The sequence below is a fragment of the Pseudomonas sp. DCB_AW genome, from assembly GCF_026240895.1.
In the GTDB taxonomy this organism is placed as follows: domain Bacteria; phylum Pseudomonadota; class Gammaproteobacteria; order Pseudomonadales; family Pseudomonadaceae; genus Aquipseudomonas; species Aquipseudomonas kermanshahensis.
In genome coordinates this window covers 1-16,954 of sequence record NZ_JAPFCE010000091.1, presented here as the reverse complement: position 1 = coordinate 16,954, position 16,954 = coordinate 1, and the positions used below count along the sequence as shown (strand labels likewise).

At 62.2% G+C, this 16,954-nt stretch carries 17 protein-coding genes and 1 pseudogene; 7 read left to right on the top strand and 11 right to left on the bottom strand.

What is annotated here, in order from left to right; genetic code table 11:
- From OO306_RS25925 to OO306_RS25915, 3 genes and pseudogenes are all read right to left on the bottom strand, one after another.
- Positions 1 to 126: pseudogene (locus OO306_RS25925) on the bottom strand (hypothetical protein); the annotation flags it as partial.
- 72 nt (positions 127 to 198) lie between these two features.
- Positions 199 to 582 carry a PaaI family thioesterase gene (locus tag OO306_RS25920; RefSeq protein ID WP_265970227.1) on the bottom strand — a complete coding sequence of 128 codons (384 nt, stop codon included), beginning with the start codon at positions 580 to 582 and terminating at the stop codon, positions 199 to 201.
- The gene (locus OO306_RS25915; protein WP_265970226.1) at positions 582 to 2,906 is read right to left on the bottom strand and encodes a Tex family protein; all 2,325 of its coding nucleotides are present in this window, start codon (positions 2,904 to 2,906) and stop codon (positions 582 to 584) included. The genes OO306_RS25920 and OO306_RS25915 overlap by 1 nt, the downstream gene beginning before the upstream one ends.
- A gap of 227 nt (positions 2,907 to 3,133) precedes the next feature.
- On the opposite strand from OO306_RS25915, the gene ompR reads away from it, so the two are divergent.
- The gene (gene ompR, locus OO306_RS25910; RefSeq protein WP_085273867.1) at positions 3,134 to 3,874 is read left to right on the top strand and encodes a two-component system response regulator OmpR; all 741 of its coding nucleotides are present in this window, start codon (positions 3,134 to 3,136) and stop codon (positions 3,872 to 3,874) included.
- Positions 3,875 to 3,887: 13 nt separating this feature from the next.
- Positions 3,888 to 5,201, top strand: a complete 1,314-nt coding sequence (locus OO306_RS25905) for an ATP-binding protein (protein ID WP_027595188.1) — start codon at positions 3,888 to 3,890, stop codon at positions 5,199 to 5,201.
- Positions 5,202 to 5,317: 116 nt separating this feature from the next.
- Here the strand turns inward: OO306_RS25905 and rimK are convergent, their stop codons facing one another.
- The gene (gene rimK / locus OO306_RS25900) at positions 5,318 to 6,223 is read right to left on the bottom strand and encodes a 30S ribosomal protein S6--L-glutamate ligase (protein WP_012316721.1); all 906 of its coding nucleotides are present in this window, start codon (positions 6,221 to 6,223) and stop codon (positions 5,318 to 5,320) included.
- Complete coding sequence (locus OO306_RS25895; RefSeq protein ID WP_027595189.1) at positions 6,220 to 6,702, bottom strand: ATP-dependent zinc protease; 483 nt, start codon at positions 6,700 to 6,702, stop codon at positions 6,220 to 6,222. Before OO306_RS25895 ends, rimK begins: the two co-directional genes overlap by 4 nt.
- 109 nt (positions 6,703 to 6,811) lie before the next feature.
- Between OO306_RS25895 and OO306_RS25890 the strand changes: the two genes are divergently transcribed.
- Positions 6,812 to 7,213, top strand: coding sequence for an RNA-binding S4 domain-containing protein (locus tag OO306_RS25890; protein WP_027595190.1), 402 nt, complete (start codon positions 6,812 to 6,814; stop codon positions 7,211 to 7,213).
- A gap of 74 nt (positions 7,214 to 7,287) precedes the next feature.
- Here OO306_RS25890 and OO306_RS25885 read toward each other — a convergent pair whose 3' ends face one another.
- Positions 7,288 to 8,082, bottom strand: coding sequence for a phosphatase PAP2 family protein (locus OO306_RS25885; protein ID WP_027595191.1), 795 nt, complete (start codon positions 8,080 to 8,082; stop codon positions 7,288 to 7,290).
- Between the two features lie 118 nt (positions 8,083 to 8,200).
- Between OO306_RS25885 and hslO the strand changes: the two genes are divergently transcribed.
- Together hslO and OO306_RS25875 are read left to right on the top strand one after the other, a co-directional pair.
- Positions 8,201 to 9,100 (top strand): Hsp33 family molecular chaperone HslO, encoded by a 900-nt coding sequence (gene hslO, locus OO306_RS25880; protein ID WP_027595192.1) that lies wholly within the window; start codon positions 8,201 to 8,203, stop codon positions 9,098 to 9,100.
- Between the two features lie 179 nt (positions 9,101 to 9,279).
- Positions 9,280 to 10,821, top strand: coding sequence for a phosphoenolpyruvate carboxykinase (locus tag OO306_RS25875; protein WP_027595193.1), 1,542 nt, complete (start codon positions 9,280 to 9,282; stop codon positions 10,819 to 10,821).
- Positions 10,822 to 10,878: 57 nt separating this feature from the next.
- On the opposite strand, the gene OO306_RS25870 is transcribed toward OO306_RS25875, so the two are convergent.
- Together OO306_RS25870 and OO306_RS25865 are read right to left on the bottom strand one after the other, a co-directional pair.
- Positions 10,879 to 11,151: a type II toxin-antitoxin system RelE/ParE family toxin gene (locus OO306_RS25870; protein ID WP_085273864.1), complete on the bottom strand. Its 273-nt coding sequence runs from the start codon at positions 11,149 to 11,151 to the stop codon at positions 10,879 to 10,881.
- The gene (locus tag OO306_RS25865; RefSeq protein WP_265970225.1) at positions 11,151 to 11,615 is read right to left on the bottom strand and encodes a hypothetical protein; all 465 of its coding nucleotides are present in this window, start codon (positions 11,613 to 11,615) and stop codon (positions 11,151 to 11,153) included. Before OO306_RS25865 ends, OO306_RS25870 begins: the two co-directional genes overlap by 1 nt.
- A gap of 102 nt (positions 11,616 to 11,717) precedes the next feature.
- Here OO306_RS25865 and OO306_RS25860 point away from each other — a divergent pair, with 102 nt between their 5' ends.
- Positions 11,718 to 12,158, top strand: a complete 441-nt coding sequence (locus OO306_RS25860; protein ID WP_085273862.1) for a thioesterase family protein — start codon at positions 11,718 to 11,720, stop codon at positions 12,156 to 12,158.
- A 55-nt stretch (positions 12,159 to 12,213) separates the two neighbouring features.
- Here the strand turns inward: OO306_RS25860 and OO306_RS25855 are convergent, their stop codons facing one another.
- The 3 genes from OO306_RS25855 to fdhD all read right to left on the bottom strand — a co-directional run bounded on the left by OO306_RS25855 (position 12,214) and on the right by fdhD (position 16,241).
- Positions 12,214 to 12,693 carry a glycine zipper domain-containing protein gene (locus OO306_RS25855; RefSeq protein WP_027595195.1) on the bottom strand — a complete coding sequence of 160 codons (480 nt, stop codon included), beginning with the start codon at positions 12,691 to 12,693 and terminating at the stop codon, positions 12,214 to 12,216.
- Positions 12,694 to 13,059: 366 nt separating this feature from the next.
- Complete coding sequence (locus tag OO306_RS25850) at positions 13,060 to 15,405, bottom strand: FdhF/YdeP family oxidoreductase (protein ID WP_265970224.1); 2,346 nt, start codon at positions 15,403 to 15,405, stop codon at positions 13,060 to 13,062.
- Positions 15,406 to 15,410: 5 nt separating this feature from the next.
- Positions 15,411 to 16,241 carry a formate dehydrogenase accessory sulfurtransferase FdhD gene (fdhD, locus tag OO306_RS25845; protein WP_265970223.1) on the bottom strand — a complete coding sequence of 277 codons (831 nt, stop codon included), beginning with the start codon at positions 16,239 to 16,241 and terminating at the stop codon, positions 15,411 to 15,413.
- Between the two features lie 174 nt (positions 16,242 to 16,415).
- Here fdhD and lysM point away from each other — a divergent pair, with 174 nt between their 5' ends.
- Positions 16,416 to 16,856 (top strand): peptidoglycan-binding protein LysM, encoded by a 441-nt coding sequence (gene lysM, locus OO306_RS25840; RefSeq protein ID WP_265970222.1) that lies wholly within the window; start codon positions 16,416 to 16,418, stop codon positions 16,854 to 16,856.
- Positions 16,857 to 16,954: the final 98 nt, after the last annotated feature.

Genomic DNA, 16,954 nt, shown 5'->3' with positions numbered 1-16,954 from the left:
CGCGGACGTGAAGCTGTAGGTCAGCCACAGGTTAGCGACGCTGGCCGGTACGTTGACCGGCGTATTGCCCTTGCGTGACACCGATACCCCGTTGACCGCTTCGTTGAACGTGTCGTACTGCGCATCGGGCTTGCCGGCGATGCGGCACGAAGTGGCACCAAGTTGCTGCTGAAAATACCGCAGATACAGCTTGGTGAGCTAGAGAACCGCAAAGGTTCCTTGCGCTTTGGCCACCAGTTTGTCGCCTTGAACTACGTCGGCGTCGACCACCAGCGTGCGCCGCCCGGCGTGCAGCACACGGGCCGTGCACAGCACCTCGCCATCACTGACCGCGCGCATGTAGTTGATCTTGCATTCGATGGTCACGCTCTGTTGGTCGAAACCATGGCTGGCCGAGCAGGCCAGGCCCATGGCGATGTCCACCAGGCTGAAGATCGCCCCACCGTGCAGTTTCTGGCCACGGTTGCGCAGTTGCGGCTCGAGCGCCAGGGCCACTTCGGCAACGCCTGTGTCCAGGCGTTGCAGGCGGCAGCCAAGCAGTTGGCTGAAGGCGCTTTCGACGTATTCGCGCGGGGCGTCCATCACTTCTTCTTCAGCTGCTTGGCGTTGGCGAACAACGACGCCATGGCATTGTTGGCCGGGGCGGCAGTGGCAGTTTCACGCTGGCGCGGGGCCTGCTGCTGGCGATTGCCGCCGTTGCCACGGCCGCCGCCACGGTTGCCTTCGACCTTCTCGCCCGGGGTATCGCCCATGCGCATGGACAGCCCGACACGCTTGCGCGGGATGTCCACTTCCATGACCTTGACCTTGACCACGTCGCCGGCCTTGACCGCTTCACGCGGGTCTTTGATGAACTTCTCGGACAATGCCGAGATGTGCACCAGGCCGTCCTGGTGCACGCCGATGTCGACGAAGGCACCGAAGTTGGTGACGTTGGTGACCACGCCTTCGAGGATCATGCCAGGCTCCAGGTCCTTGAGGTCTTCGACGCCGTCCTGGAAGGTGGCGGTCTTGAACTCAGGGCGTGGGTCGCGGCCGGGCTTGTCCAGCTCTTGCAGGATGTCGGTAACGGTCGGCAGGCCGAAGGACTCGTCGGTGAACTTCTTCGGGTCCAGGCGCTTGAGGAAGCTGCTGTCGCCGATCAGCGAGCGGATGTCGCGGTCGGTGCCAGCGGCGATGCGCTGCACCAGCGGGTAGGCCTCAGGGTGCACGGCGGAGGCGTCCAGCGGGTTGTCGCCGTTCATCACGCGCAGGAAGCCGGCGGCTTGTTCGAAGGTTTTCTCACCGAGGCGGCTGACCTTTTTCAGCGCTGCACGGGTCGCGAACGGGCCGTTGGCATCGCGGTGGGCGACGATGTTCTGTGCCAGCGTGGCGTTGAGGCCGGAGATGCGGGTCAGCAGCGCCACCGAGGCCGTGTTCACGTCCACGCCCACGGCGTTCACGCAGTCCTCGACCACGGCGTCCAGGCCACGGGCCAGTTTCAGCTGGGACACGTCGTGCTGGTACTGGCCGACACCGATGGATTTCGGGTCGATCTTCACCAGCTCTGCCAGTGGGTCCTGCAGGCGACGGGCAATCGACACGGCGCCGCGGATCGATACGTCCAGGTCCGGGAACTCGCGGGCGGCCAGTTCCGATGCCGAGTACACCGACGCACCGGCCTCGGAGACCATGATTTTGGTGATTTTCAGGGCTGGGTATTTTTTGACCAGTTCGGCCACCAGCTTGTCGCTTTCGCGGCTGGCGGTGCCATTGCCGATGGCGATCAGTTCCACCGAGTGCTTGGCGCACAGTGCGGCCATGATGGAAATGGTGCGGTCCCAGTCGTTTTTCGGCGCGTGCGGGTAGACCGTCGTGTAGTCCAGCAGTTTGCCGGTGGCGTCGACCACGGCGATCTTGCAACCGGTGCGCAGGCCTGGGTCGAAGCCCAAGGTGGCGCGCGGGCCAGCCGGGGCGGCCAGCAGCAGGTCGTGCAGGTTGTGGGCGAACACGTTGATCGCCTCGCTTTCGGCGTTGTCGCGCAGTTCGCCGAACAGGTCGGTTTCCAGGTGGGTGTACAGCTTGACCTTCCAGGTCCAGCGCACCACTTCACCCAGCCACTTGTCGGCCGGCCGGCTGCGGTTTTCAACGCCGACGTGGTTGCCGATCATCACTTCGCACGGGTGCAGGGTGCCAGGCAGTTCTTCACCGACTTTGAGCGAGGCGCTCAGGATGCCTTCGTTGCGCCCGCGGAAAATCGCCAGGGCACGGTGCGACGGGGCGTTGCGCAGCAGTTCGTCATGGGCGAAGTAGTCGCGGAACTTGGCGCCTTCTTCTTCCTTGCCAGCCACCACGCGGGCGCTGAGCACCGACTCCTGCTTGAGGAAGTTGCGCAGCTTGTCGAGCAGGGCGGCGTCTTCGGCGAAGCGCTCCATGAGGATGTATTTCGCGCCTTCCAGCGCCGCCTTGACATCGGCCACGCCCTTTTCGGCGTCGACGAAGCGGGCCGCTTCGGTTTCCGGGGTCAGTTGCGGGTCGTTGAACAAGCCGTCGGCCAGCTCGCCGAGGCCGGCTTCCAGGGCGATCTGGCCCTTGGTGCGGCGCTTTTGCTTGTACGGCAGGTAAAGGTCTTCGAGGCGGGTCTTGGTGTCGGCCAGCTTGATCTCGCGGGCCAGTTCCGGGGTCAGCTTGCCCTGTTCCTCGATGCTGGACAGGATGCTGGCGCGGCGCTCGTCGAGTTCGCGCAGGTAGCGCAGGCGCTCTTCCAGGTGGCGCAGTTGGGTGTCGTCCAGGCTGCCGGTCACTTCCTTGCGGTAACGGGCGATGAAGGGCACGGTCGAGCCTTCGTCCAACAGGCCCACGGCCGCTTCGACCTGTTGTGGGCGTACGCCCAGTTCCTCGGCGATACGGCTGTTGATGCTGTCCATGTAAACCACCTGACAATTGTGAATACGGGGGCCGCGCGCGGGTTTGCAGCCCGACGGCACTGGATGAAAGCCGCGCATTATACCCATCGTGACCGGCTTGCGGTGATGGCGCCAAGCCAGCCTGAACGGCCCGGAACTGGCGCCGGGGGAAAAATCTGCTAACAATGCTCACGGCACGCGTTGCAATGGCTACGCCATAATGCGCGGCGATACCAGAGGAGTAATTCATGACCGGCACTGCAAACACCGCTGAAGGTGACAAGATTCTCATCGTCGACGACGATCCGGGGCTGAGCAGCCTGCTGGAGCGTTTCTTCACCAGCAAGGGCTACCGTGCCCGCGCGGTGCCCAACACCGAACAGATGGACCGCCTGCTCGCGCGGGAGGTGTTCAACCTGGTGGTGCTCGACCTGATGCTGCCGGGCGAAGACGGCCTGTCCGCCTGCAAGCGCCTGCGCCAGTCGAACAACCAGATCCCGATCATCATGCTCACTGCCAAAGGCGACGAGCTCAGCCGCATCAAAGGGCTGGAGCTGGGCGCTGACGACTACCTGGGCAAACCCTTCAACCCGGACGAGCTGATGGCCCGGGTCAAGGCCGTGCTGCGCCGCCAGGCACCGAGCGTCCCGGGTGCCCCGGGCAGCGAGGACGAATCGGTCACCTTCGGTGATTACGAGCTGTCGCTGGCCACCCGCGAGCTTAAACGCGGCGACGAAGTGCACATGCTCACCACCGGTGAGTTCGCCGTGCTCAAGGCGCTGGTCATGCATGCGCGTGAACCGCTGACCCGCGACAAACTGATGAACCTGGCCCGTGGCCGCGAGTGGGATGCCCTGGAGCGTTCCATCGACGTGCAGATCTCGCGCCTGCGCCGCATGATCGAGCCCGACCCGTCCAAGCCACGGTACATCCAGACGGTCTGGGGCGTAGGGTACGTCTTCGTGCCGGACGGAAACGCCGGCAAATGATGCCGCGTCGTCCATGAGAACGCCGTTGTGGTTTCCGCAAAGCTTCTTCGCCCGCACGCTGTGGCTGGTGCTGATCGTCGTCCTGTTTTCCAAGGCGCTGACCCTCGTTTACCTGTTGATGAACGAGGATGTGCTGGTCGACCGTCAGTACAGCCACGGTGTGGCATTGACCTTGCGCGCCTATTGGGCTGCCGATGAAGAGAACCGTGACAAGATCGCCGAAGCCGCAGGGCTGATCCGGGTGACCGGCTCGGGTGTGCCGGAAGGCGAGCAGCACTGGCCTTACAGCGAGATCTACCAGCGCCAGATGCAGGCCGAACTGGGCGAAGACACCGAAGTACGCCTGCGCATCCATGCGCCACCGGCGTTGTGGGTCAATGCGCCGAGCCTCGGTCCTGGCTGGCTCAAAGTGCCGCTGTACCCGCACCCGTTGCGTGGGCAGAAGATCTGGAACGTGCTTGGCTGGTTCCTGGCCATCGGCCTGTTGTCCACCGCCTCTGCCTGGATTTTCGTGCGCCAGCTGAACCAGCCGCTCAAGCGCCTGGTGTTCGCCGCCCGGCAACTGGGCCAGGGGCGCAGCGTGCGCTTGCCAATCAGCGATACGCCCAGTGAGATGACCGAGGTGTACCGCGCGTTCAACCAGATGGCTGAGGATGTCGAGCAGGCCGGGCGTGAACGCGAGTTGATGCTGGCAGGGGTTTCCCACGACTTGCGTACACCGCTGACGCGGCTGCGCCTGTCGCTTTCGCTGCTGGACAGTGACAACGAGCTTAGCGATGACATGGTCCGCGATATCGAGGACATGGACGCGATTCTGGACCAGTTCCTCGCGTTCATTCGCGATGGCCGTGACGAGCCGGTGGAAGAGGTCGACCTGGCCGACCTGGTGCGCGAAGTGGTGGCCCCGTACAACCAGCCCGAAGAACGTGTACGGCTGTGCCTGGAGCCGATTCCGCCGTTCCCGCTGCGCCGGGTTTCGCTCAAGCGCATGTTGGGCAACCTGATCGGCAACGCCCTGCACCATGCCGGCAAGGGCGTGGAAGTGGCGGCCTATGTGTCCGGCGACGAGAGCGCGCCTTACGTGGTGCTCAGCGTGCTGGACCGGGGGACGGGGATCGACGAGTCGGAGCTGGAGACGATCTTCAACCCGTTCATTCGCGGTGACCGTGCCCGTGGAGGCAAGGGCACCGGGTTGGGCCTGGCGATCGTCAAGCGCATCGCGGCCCAGCATGGCGGGAATGTCGAGTTGCGCAACCGGTCGGGTGGCGGGATCGAGGCGCGGGTCAGGTTGCCGTTGGGGCTTTTGCTGCCGCGTAATGCGGTGTGATTGTCGGGGCCGCTTTGCGGCCCATTCGCAGCACAAGGCTGCTCCTACAAGGAAACGCGTAACCCCTGTAGGAGCAGCCTTGTGCTGCGAATGGGCTGCAAAGCAGCCCCAACATTTCAGCCCTTACCCTTGGTCCGAGTCTGATTCGGCCCGCCATTCTTCTCCAGGTGCTCGATGATCATCCCGGCCACGTTCTTGCCGGTGGTCACTTCAATCCCTTCCAACCCCGGCGACGAATTCACCTCCATCACCAACGGCCCATGGTTGGAGCGCAGGATATCCACGCCCGCCACGCTCAGCCCCATCACCTTGGCGGCACGAATGGCGGTAATCCGCTCTTCCGGCGTGATCTTGATCAGGCTGGCCACCCCACCCCGATGCAGGTTGGAGCGAAACTCGCCGGGCTTGGCTTGACGCTTCATCGAGGCAATCACCTTGTCACCCACCACAAAGCAGCGAATGTCGGCCCCGCCGGCCTCCTTGATGTATTCCTGCACCATGATGTTCTGCTTCAGGCCCATGAACGCCTCGATCACCGACTCTGCAGCTTGAGTTGTTTCGCACAGCACCACGCCAATGCCCTGGGTGCCTTCCAGCACCTTGATCACCAGGGGCGCGCCGTTGACCATCTGGATCAGGTCCGGGATGTCGTCAGGTGAGTGGGCGAAACCGGTGATCGGCAGGCCGATGCCACGGCGCGACAGCAACTGCAACGAGCGCAGCTTGTCACGCGAGCGGGCGATGGCCACCGACTCGTTGAGCGGGTACACGCCCATCATTTCGAACTGGCGCAGCACCGCGCAGCCATAGAACGTCACCGAGGCACCGATGCGCGGGATCACCGCATCGAAGCCTTCCAGTGGCTTGCCGCGGTAGTGGATCTGCGGCTTGTGGCTGGCGATGTTCATGTAGGCCCGCAGGGTATCGATCACCACCATTTCGTGGCCACGCTGGGTACCGGCTTCGACCAGGCGGCGGGTGGAATACAGACGCGGATTGCGCGACAGCACAGCGATCTTCATGCAGCACCTGTGACAGGGGAAAGGGTGGCCGGAAAGGCCGGTTTGTCTTGTACGTACTTCAGGCCAGGGTTGACCACCAAGTGGCCGTGAATAAGTGCCTTGGAACCCAGCAGCAGGCGGTAGCGCATCTCTTTGCGACAGGCCAGGGTGAACTCGACTTCCCACACGCTATCGCCCAGCGCCAGCGATGTGCGAATCACATAGCGGGTCTGGGCGTGGCCATTGGAGCTCTTGATGGTCTTCATGGTCACCAGTGGCGCTTCGCAACGTCGGTGGCGCAACTGCACCACCGAACCCAGGTGCGCAGTAAATCGGACCCACGGCTGGCCGTCACGTTCGAACTGTTCCACCTCAGTGGCGTGCAGGCTGGACGTACTGGCGCCGGTGTCGATCTTGGCGCGCAGCCCGGCGACGCCAAGGTCGGGCAGGGCTACCCACTCGCGCAGGCCGATCACAGTCAAATGGTCAAATGTCTTCACGAAGCGCACCCAGGGGATAAGGTGGTGAACTGTAAGCACGGCGTGGACTTTTTGCATCCGCAAGATACGGTAGTACAGTTCGATTAAAGACAGAATTCGAGGTAACGGGATGGCACACAAGGCGGAAGAAGACGACAAGGTTCGCCTGGACAAATGGCTATGGGCGGCGCGGTTCTACAAGACTCGGGCGCTGGCCAAGGCGGCCATCGAAAGTGGCAAGGTGCATTGCCGGGGCGAACGCTGCAAGCCGGGCAAGGAACCGAGGGTAGGGGATGAGTTTGTCCTGCGCACCGGGTTTGACGAGCGCACAGTGGTGGTCAAGGCGCTGTCGGTGGTCAGGCGCGGAGCCCCCGAAGCGCAGGCGCTGTATGCAGAAACCGAAGAGAGTGTGCGCCGCCGCGAACAGGCTGCTGAAATGCGCAAGGCCGGGGCGATGGGTGTGACCACCGATGGCCGGCCAAACAAGAAGCAGCGTCGACAGATTCACCAACTGCACGGTAGCTTTGATTAGCTAGGCCCCTAAGGCAGCGCGATCGAGGTAGGAGCTGGCTTGCCTGCGAATGGGCCGCAAAGCGGCCCCCGCTGTTAGCGAACCACCGCCAATCTACCGACCAACGGTAACCTGGCTGCCAGGGCAAACAACGGCGCCGTCCAGCGCATCAACGCCGCACTGCCTTTGGCCGCCAGTGGCGTATAGCAACTCCACCCCAACGCCAGCACCGCCATCAGCAACCCGCCGATGTAGTCGTCCTGGCCCCAATGGGCGCCCGCCACCAAGCGTGGCAGCATGAACACCAGCGCCAGCCCCCAGACCACCAGGTAGTGCATCAGGCGACGGCTGAACACGCTCATGAACAACGCCCAGACCAGCAGCACCGAGGCGTGATCGCCCGGGAAACTCTTGCTGGAGCGGTCCTTGAGTTCCCAGGCCGCTTCCAGGTTCGGGTAATAGTCACTGAGGTGCACGACGTCATCGAAGATCATCGACGGGCTCTTGTGTTGCCACCCCGCAGCATCCACCCACTTGGAAAACAGCGCGCGAATCACCACTAATAGGATCAGGGTCACCAGAAAGCCGAAAAACGCCTCACGCACCTGGCAGGCTTTGAACACCCAGTTGCCACGGATCAGCACCGCCAGAAGGATCAGCCCGACCACGATGTCGAACGGGCGCAGGCTGCCAAGGGTCCAGATGTAGCGCCAGGTGGTGTTGTCGGCCAGCGGCGCATTGAGGCTGTGGAACAGCCACTCGTCGAAAGTCAGGCACAGGATCTGGCCAAAAGGCCATAACCAGAAACACAGTAGAGCGATGGGCAGCAGTGTGCAGGCTGCCAAGGGCCCGAAGGACCACCTTGCTTGGAACAGTGGTCGATTGTCCATAAGATACCTCTATTGCCAACAGGAATCGGAGCGCCTTGTGAGCGCTCTGCCACGGGCTTCGCAGTATTTCGAAACGCCGTGTAACCATTTTGTCATCATTTTTAGATAGCCAGAACCTATGAGCGAATTGCCGGATACCGATTTCACCCAACGTTTCCTCTTCGACGACCGCGATATCCGCGGTGAGTGGGTGGGGCTCGACCGCAGCTATGCCGAAGTGCTGGCGCGTCACCCGTACCCCCAACCCGTGGCCGCACTGCTCGGCGAACTGATGGCCGCCACCGCATTGCTGGTGGGTGCCTTGAAGTTCGACGGCCTGCTGATCCTGCAGGCGCGTTCTCAGGGGCCGATCCCGCTGCTGATGGTGGAATGCTCGGGCGAGCGCGAAATCCGCGGCGTGGCCCGTTACGAAGCCGATCAGATTCCTGCCGACGCGACCTTGGCGCAGCTGATGCCCGACGGCCATCTGACGCTGACCATCGACCCAGTTAACGGCCAGCGCTACCAGGGGACCGTGGACCTGGACGGTGCCAACCTGTCGGAGTGCTTCACCAATTACTTCGTTCAGTCGCAACAGCTCAACACTCGTTTCTGGCTCGATGCCAAAGATGGCAAGGCCCGCGGCCTGCTGTTGCAGCAATTGCCACGTGATCGCCAGCCGGACGACGAAGAGCGCGAGGACAGCTGGCAGCACGTTGTAGCCCTGGCCAAAACACTCAAGCCTGAAGAGTGGCAAGAAGACAACGAAACCTTGCTGCACCGTCTGTACCACGAAGACGCGGTGCGCCTGTTCGACATCGAACCCCTGCGCTTCCACTGCAGCTGCTCGCGCGAGCGCTCCGGCAATGCGCTGGTCAGCCTCGGCGAGCACGACGCCAAGCAGTTGGTCGAGGAGTGTGGTGGCAAGGTGGAGATCGATTGCCAGTTCTGCAACGAGCGCTATTTCTTCGATGCAAGCGATGTGGCGCAACTGTTTGCGGGTGGCGGCACGGACACGGCCTCAGAAACTCGCCACTGAAACGATTAATTGCAGGGAAATCTCCTGTCTAATTGCGCAAAAGCGCGGTTACGACAGGAGGGGCCTACTTTTTTTGGGCTTTTCTGGCATAATCCGGCCACTTTTTTCGCTGTAGTAGTTTTTTACAGACAACTACAAAACGTTTGGAGCACTCGGCCTCGGGCCGGATGGGGTATCTCATGACGCAAGCCAACAACACCGTGTACACCGACCTGAGCGTCGATGAGCTGGTAAAAGAAGCGCTGCAACGCGGTGAAGGCGTACTAGCCGATACCGGCGCACTGGTCGTTGAGACTGGGCACCGTACTGGCCGTTCGCCGGCTGACCGTTTCATCGTCGAAGAACCTTCCACCCAGGATGCCATTTCCTGGGGCCCGATCAACCGCAAGTTCCCGGCCGACAAGTTCGATGCCCTGTGGGACCGCGTCGAGGCGTTCAACAACGCCCAGGATCACTTCGTTTCCTACGTTCACGTAGGGGCGGCCGCCGAGCACTACCTGCCGGTGAAGATGACCACCCAGACTGCCTGGCAGAACCTGTTCGGCCGTTGCCTGTTCATCAACCCTGAACAGTTCAACCCGGCTGGCCGTGACCAGTGGCAAGTGCTCAACGTTGCCAACTTCGTGTGCGAGCCTGAGCGTGACGGCACCAACTCCGACGGCTGCGTCATCATCAACTTCGCCGCTAAGAAAGTGCTGATCGCTGGTATGCGTTACGCCGGTGAAATGAAGAAAGCCATGTTCTCGGTGCAGAACTTCTTGCTGCCGGCCGCTGACGTGCTGCCAATGCACTGCGCTGCCAACATCGGCGAAGAAGGCGATGTGACCCTGTTCTTCGGCCTGTCCGGCACCGGCAAGACCACCCTGTCGGCCGACGAAAGCCGTTACCTGATCGGTGACGACGAGCACGGTTGGGGCGAAGGCGTTGTCTTCAACATGGAAGGCGGCTGCTACGCCAAGTGCATCGACCTGTCCGAGAAGAACGAGCCGGTCATCTGGAAAGCCATCAAGCATGGCGCAGTGCTGGAAAACGTCGTACTCGACGCCAACAAGCACGCCGACTACACCGACGTCAGCCTGACCCAGAACAGCCGTGCGGCCTACCCGCTGGAGCACGTTGCCAAGCGTTCCGAAGCGAACCTGGGTGGCGAGCCTAACGCGGTCATCTTCCTGACCTGCGACCTGACTGGCGTTCTGCCTCCGGTTTCGATCCTGAACAACGAACAGGCTGCTTACCACTTCCTGTCCGGTTACACCGCGCTGGTCGGTTCCACCGAAATGGGTTCGGGCGGCGGCATCAAGTCGACCTTCTCCACCTGCTTCGGCGCGCCGTTCTTCCCGCGTCCGGCTGGCGAGTACGCTGAGCTGCTGATCAAGCGCATCAACGGCTTCAACTCCAAGGTTTACCTGGTCAACACCGGCTGGACCGGCGGTGGCTACGGCGTTGGCAAGCGTTTCAGCATTCCGACCACCCGTGCTGTGATCGCTGCGATCCAGAGCGGTGCACTGGTAGGCGCCGAAACCGAGCACTTGGACATCATCAACCTGGACGTGCCAAAAGCCGTTCCGGGCGTCGACACCGAGCTGCTCAACCCGCGCACCAACTGGGCTGACAAAGCCGCTTACGACGAAGCGGCCAAAGGCCTGGCCAAGCTGTTCATCGAAAACTTCAAGAAATTCGAAGTTTCCGACGCGATCAAGGCTGCTGGTCCACAGCTGTAAGCTGCTAGCAGTTGCAACGACAGAGCCGCCCTCAGGGGCGGCTTTTTCGTATGTGAATCAAGGCCATTTTTGCCGTGCATGCAGAATACGGATGATCTCAACGCACTCGCCCGAGACGCGGTAAATCATCACATAGTTAGGCCGTACCACGATTTCTCGAGTTTCTGGGTACCTGCCCTTTCTGTACAGAGAAGGATTGTGTGCAGCGCGCCTGGCTTTCTCCCTGAAGGATTCGTCCAGCATGATGGCCGCTTCAGGGTTATCTTGCGCAATATGGTCCATGATGCGAAAACGGTCTTTACGTGCCATCTGACGCCATACCAGGCGCATCAGCGAATTTTGGCCCTGAGCGCAGCGCGGTGTGCGGCAAACAGTCGTTCCGCTTCTTCATCCTCCATAAGCGGTGAAGTATCGTTCAGGCTTGCCTCGACCTGTTCAGTAAACCAAGCCTCATAGGCTGCGGCCTCATGGGCTTTTTTGAGGGCCTGGGCACGATCCGGCCGTTGATAGGTACTCGTTTGCACAGGATCAAACGTGGATGCATCGACTTCGAAATGCTCAATACCCAGATCGAGCAGGTAAGTCACCAGGGTTTCGAATTTCTTGAACAGCCTCACGTTGCCGCTGCGTTGGGCGGTCAGAATGTGTTCCTGCTGATTGATATCGACCTGAACGGCCCAGCCTCCCGGTTGGCCGACGATGTGAGTGGCGTTGATGCGTCCTGCTTCAGCCAATCGGCTCAGGTTGGCATGGTCTACTTGATGAGTGGGCACGGGTGTTTTTCTCGGTTTCATCGGGATAAACCATGCTATGCAATCTATAGTTGATTGCGACTATATGCCTTCCGATATTGTTGTGGGAAGCTTCCTTCTGGTGTCATCAACTGTGGATAACTAATGACCGAATCTCCTCAGCGTTCCGCATTCACCCACTTCCACCCCATCCTCACCCGCCCGCAAGACAACGACCACAACGGCCATATCGCCGGTGCCACCGTGCATGGCTTCTTCGAAACCGCTATCCAGGCGTTTCTGGTGGAGCAGGCCGAATTCGACCTGCGCGAGGGTGCGCTGGCGGCGTTTGTGGTCAGTTCGGCTGCAGACTTCTTCGCCCTGCCGGGCTTTCCGGATGTGCTTGAGGTGGGGCTGGGCGTGACGCGCCTGGCGGGCAGTACCGTGGAGTACCGGTTGGCCCTGTATCGCCCGGGTGAAGCAGACGCCTGTGCGGCGGGGACGGTGGTGCAGGTATTCATCGAGCGGGCAAGCGGCCGGCCTGTGCCGTTGCCTGAGGCGCTGCAGGCAGTGCTCGCTGGCCTTCAGCTGGGGCAACAGGCATAAAAAAGCCCCGCCGGTGCGGGCGGGGCTTTTGTTGCCAGGGCTGGGCCCTCAGGCATTAGTCGCGCCAGTGGCGCTTGTGCTTGCGGTGGCCGTAATGGTGGCCACGGTCGTAGTGACGGCGGTCGTCATAGCTGCGACGGTAGCGACGATCGTCATGGCGCTCGTCTTCGTCGGCCTTGTTACCCATGTAGTTACCCAGCGCGCCACCGGCACCACCGCCGGCTGCTGCACCAATGTAGCTACCGGTGGTACCGCCCACGGAGCGACCGACCACGTTACCGCCTGCAGCGCCCAGCGCGCCACCGATGGCGGCTTCGCCACGCTGGCGTTTGTCGGCACCCAGTGCACCGCCGGCGGCGCCGCCCAGGCCGGCACCAATCGCGCCGCCTGTGCTACCACCGATGGAGTTGCCCACGACGGAGCCGAGTACCCCACCCAATGCGCCGCCAATGCCGGCCTCGGTATTGCCACCGGCCATGGCAACGCCGCTGAGCAAGCTGAAAGACAACAACAGAATCGAGGAGTACTTCTTCATCAAGAGAGCCTCATAGGGATGACGAGGCGAATTTGAGGCTCTGGAGCGCGGCTGGCAATTGAAATCCGACGAGTAGCACGAGTTGTACACAATTCTCTAAGTTACTGTATTTGCTGTGAAACTTAATCGTTTTTTGGCTGTCAGAGGTACTTATGACAAAGCCCTGAACCGTTGCGGAACAGGGCTTTTTTCGTTTTTGCCGGTTACGTTCCGCGCAGTCATACGCTGGCTTTGTAGGAGCGGCCTTGCGTCGCGAAAGGGCCGCAAAGCGTCCCCAGCAATATTTGCGGCGACGCCGAAATTGGGGGCTGCTGCGCAGCCCTTTCGCGACGCAAGGCCGCTCCTACAATGATTGTGCAGTGAATGTCAGATAATCCGATTGTTATCCCGCGCCCGCTCAAGCTTGATGGCAATGAACTTGGACGTCGGCGTATGGCTGCCATCGCCAATGCTCTCAAGCGGCACCAGCGGGTTCACTTCGGGATAGTAAGCCGCCGCTTGCCCCGCCGGGATATCGAAGGCCAGCAATGTGAAACCATGCACACGGCGCACATGCTCATCCCCCCACAGCGAAACGATGTCGACCTTCTGCCCCGGCTGGAACCCCAGGCGGACGATGTCGGCCTCGTTGGCGAACAGCACTTCACGCTGGCCACGCACGCCGCGGTAGCGGTCATCCAGGCCATAGATGGTGGTGTTGTACTGATCGTGCGAGCGCATCGACTGCATGATCAGGTCGGGCAACTGGCCGCTGGCCCGCACCCTTTCATCAAGCAAGGTATCCGGCAACAGGTTGGCCTTGAAGTTGGCGCGGCCGGTAGCGGTCTTCCATTCGCGGCTGGCGGCGCTGTTGCCCAGGTAAAAACCACCCGGTTCACGCAGGCGTTCGTTGAAGCCGCTGAAGCCGGGGATGGTGTCGCCGATCAGGTCGCGGATGCGGTCGTAATCGGCCACCAGCCAGTGCCAGTCGACCGGTTGTTTGCCCAGGGTGGCGGCGGCGATACCGGCAACCACCGCAGGCTCCGAGCGCATCTGTGTCGACAGCGGTTTCAACTGGCCGTTGGAGGCGTGGACCATGCTGAACGAGTCTTCCACAGTCACCGCTTGTGGGCCATCGGCCTGCAGGTCGATGTCGGTACGGCCCAGGCACGGCAGGATCAGCGCCTGCTTGCCGTGGACCAGGTGGCTGCGGTTGAGTTTGGTGCTGATGTGCACGGTCAGTTCGCAGTTGCGCAGCGCCTGCGCGGTGCGCTCGGTGTCTGGCGTGGCTTGGGCAAAGTTGCCGCCCAGCCCGATGAACACCTTGGCGCGGCCGTCGAGCATGGCGTGGATGGCTTCGACGGTGTTGTGGCCGTTGTGCCGCGGCACGGGGAAGTTGAAGCGCTTTTCGATGGCGTCGAGCAAGGCCACCGGCGGGCGCTCGTTGATGCCCATGGTGCGGTCGCCCTGGACGTTGCTGTGGCCACGCACCGGGCACAGGCCGGCGCCTGGCGCGCCGATGTTGCCGCGCAGCAGCTGCAGGTTGACGATTTCCTGGATGGTCGGCACCGAATGGCGGTGCTGGGTGATGCCCATCGCCCAGCACATGATCACCCGCTTGCCACGGCAGTACATGCGCGCGGCCAGCTCGATGTCGGCCAGGGTCAGGCCGGATTGCGCCTGAATGTGTTCCCACGAAGTGGCGTCGACCACGGCCAGGTAGTCATCGACGCCGTGGCCATGCTCGGCAATGAAGGCGTGGTCGAAGACCGCAGGCTCGCCCTTGGCCTGGGCTTCACGTTCCCACTGCAGGACGAACTTGGCCATGCCACGCAGCAGCGCCATGTCTCCACCCAGAGCCGGGCGGAAGAACGCAGTGTTGGTCGGCCGGTCGCTGTTGGTCAACATCTCCAGCGGGTTCTGCGGGTGCTGGAAGCGCTCCAGGCCGCGCTCTTTCAGCGGGTTGACGCACACCACCTGGGCACCGCGTTTTACCGCATCGCGCAGCGGGTCGAGCATGCGCGGGTGGTTGGTGCCCGGGTTCTGGCCCCAGACGAAGATCGCATCGGCATGCTCGAAGTCGTCGTAGGTGACCGTGCCCTTGCCGACGCCGACGCTCTGCCCCAAGGCCACGCCGCTGGCTTCGTGGCACATGTTCGAGCAATCCGGGAAATTGTTGGTGCCGTAGGCGCGCACGAACAATTGGTAGAGGTACGCGGCTTCGTTGCTGGCACGGCCCGAGGTGTAGAACTCAGCCTGGTCAGGGGTTGCCAGGTTGTTCAGTTCGCGGGCGATCAGGGCGAAGGCCGCCTCCCAGCTGATGGGCTGGTAATGGTCGCGTTGCGCGTCGTAGACCATCGGTTCGGTCAGGCGCCCTTGGTACTCCAGCCAGTAATCGCTTTGCTCGCGCAGCGCGCTGACGCTGTAGCGGGCGAAGAAGGCGGCATCGACGCGGCGCTTGGTGGCTTCCCAGTTGACTGCCTTGGCGCCGTTCTCGCAGAACTTGACCATGCCGCTTTCCGGCGAATCGCCCCAGGCGCAGCCAGGGCAGTCAAAGCCGCCATTCTGGTTGGTCTTGAGCAGGGCGCGAATGTTCTTCAGCGCATTGTCGCTGCCTACCCAGGCCTTGGCCACGCTGCGCAACGCCCCCCAGCCACCGGCGGGGCCGTGGTAGGGCTTGTAGCGAGGGGAGGAGGCTGGGGCGTTGTCCGGGAGGTGCTGGTACGAGGTCACGGCTGTTACGACTCCGCCGCTGGGCTGTAGACCCGCGGTGCGCTGTGCTTGGGCAAGTGGATGAGGTTGAGGTTGTGCTTGCGTGCCCATTGCAGGGCAAGGCCGGTGGGCGCCGACAGGCTAACCAGGGTCTGGATGCCGGCACGCAGGACCTTCTGGATCAGCTCCAGGCTGCAGCGGCTGGTGACGATGGCCAGGCCGCCTTCACTGTCGATGCCTTGGCGCAGCAGGGCGCCGATCAGTTTGTCGAGGGCGTTGTGCCGGCCAATGTCCTCGCGGCCGAGCAACAGCTCGCCGTTACGGTCCATGAACAGTGCCGCATGCACCGCGCCGCAATGCTGGCCTAGCGGCTGGAAGGCGTCGATGCGCTGGCGCAGGCCAGCCAGCCAGTGCGCGGGCGGCAGTGGCGCGCCGGGCAGTTCGGCAAGCTCTGGCAGTGCCTGCTCCAGGGCTTCGACCCCGCACAGGCCGCAGCCGCTGGTGCCGGCCAGTTGGCGGCGCTGGTTTTTCAGGTTCCAGAAGGCGCGGCTGGAGATTTCCAGGTCGGCGTACATCGTCGAACCGCTGCCAGAAAGCTTGAGGTCATAGATTTCTTGGGTGCCTTCGACAATCCCGCTGCCGACGCTGAAACCGACTGCAAAGTCTTCCAGGTCGGTCGGGCTCACCAGCATCACGGCCTGATTGAGGCCGTTGAAGGCGATGGCCAGGGCGACTTCTTCGGCCAATGGCGTGCTGGCACGCTCGGCGTCGCTGAGCTGGACGTACTCGTAGGTGTTGCTGGCGGCGGGCAAGGCCAAAGGCGATGAGGCCGCGCAGACCGGAGGTTTGCTGTTCATCGGGGCTGACTACCGGCGGCTTTTTGATAGCACAAGCCTAGGCCTGTGGGCCGGTCACGTCTAATCGCTAGGGTCTATGCCGTGATAGACCGCGTCGATTGGTCGCACTGGGGCAGGGTGGGCAATCCTGGCCTAGACTCCTGGCTCCGAGGTTTTATCAACAAGGAGAACGCAATGAGCCTGTTCAGTTTCGTGAAGGAAGCCGGCGAGAAGTTGATCGACCTACTGACCCCCGGCAATGCCAATGCCGAGGAGCAGTTGAAGAAACACGTGAAAGACGTCGGCCTGGGTAATCCGAACATCACCGCCACTGTAGAGGGCGACAAGATCATCCTCAAGGGTGAGGTGGCCAGCCAGGAGGAGAAGGAGAAGATCATTCTGGCGGCGGGTAACATCAGTGGTGTGGCCAGCGTTGACGATCAGATCACCGTAACAGGGCCAGTCGTTCAGGCTGCGCGGTTCGTTACCGTGAAAAAGGGTGACACCCTGTCAGCCATTGCCGTAGTCGTGTATGGCAACGCCAACCAGTACAACAAGATCTTCGAGGCCAACAAGCCGATGCTCGAGCACCCGGACAAGATCTACCCGGGGCAGGTGTTGCGCATTCCGGACTGATCTTTACTGCCCGTACCGCAGGGTAGCGCATCAGCCTGTAGGAGCAGCCTTGTGCTGCGAAGAGGCCGGTATGGCCAGAGTATGTCTTTTGCCATACC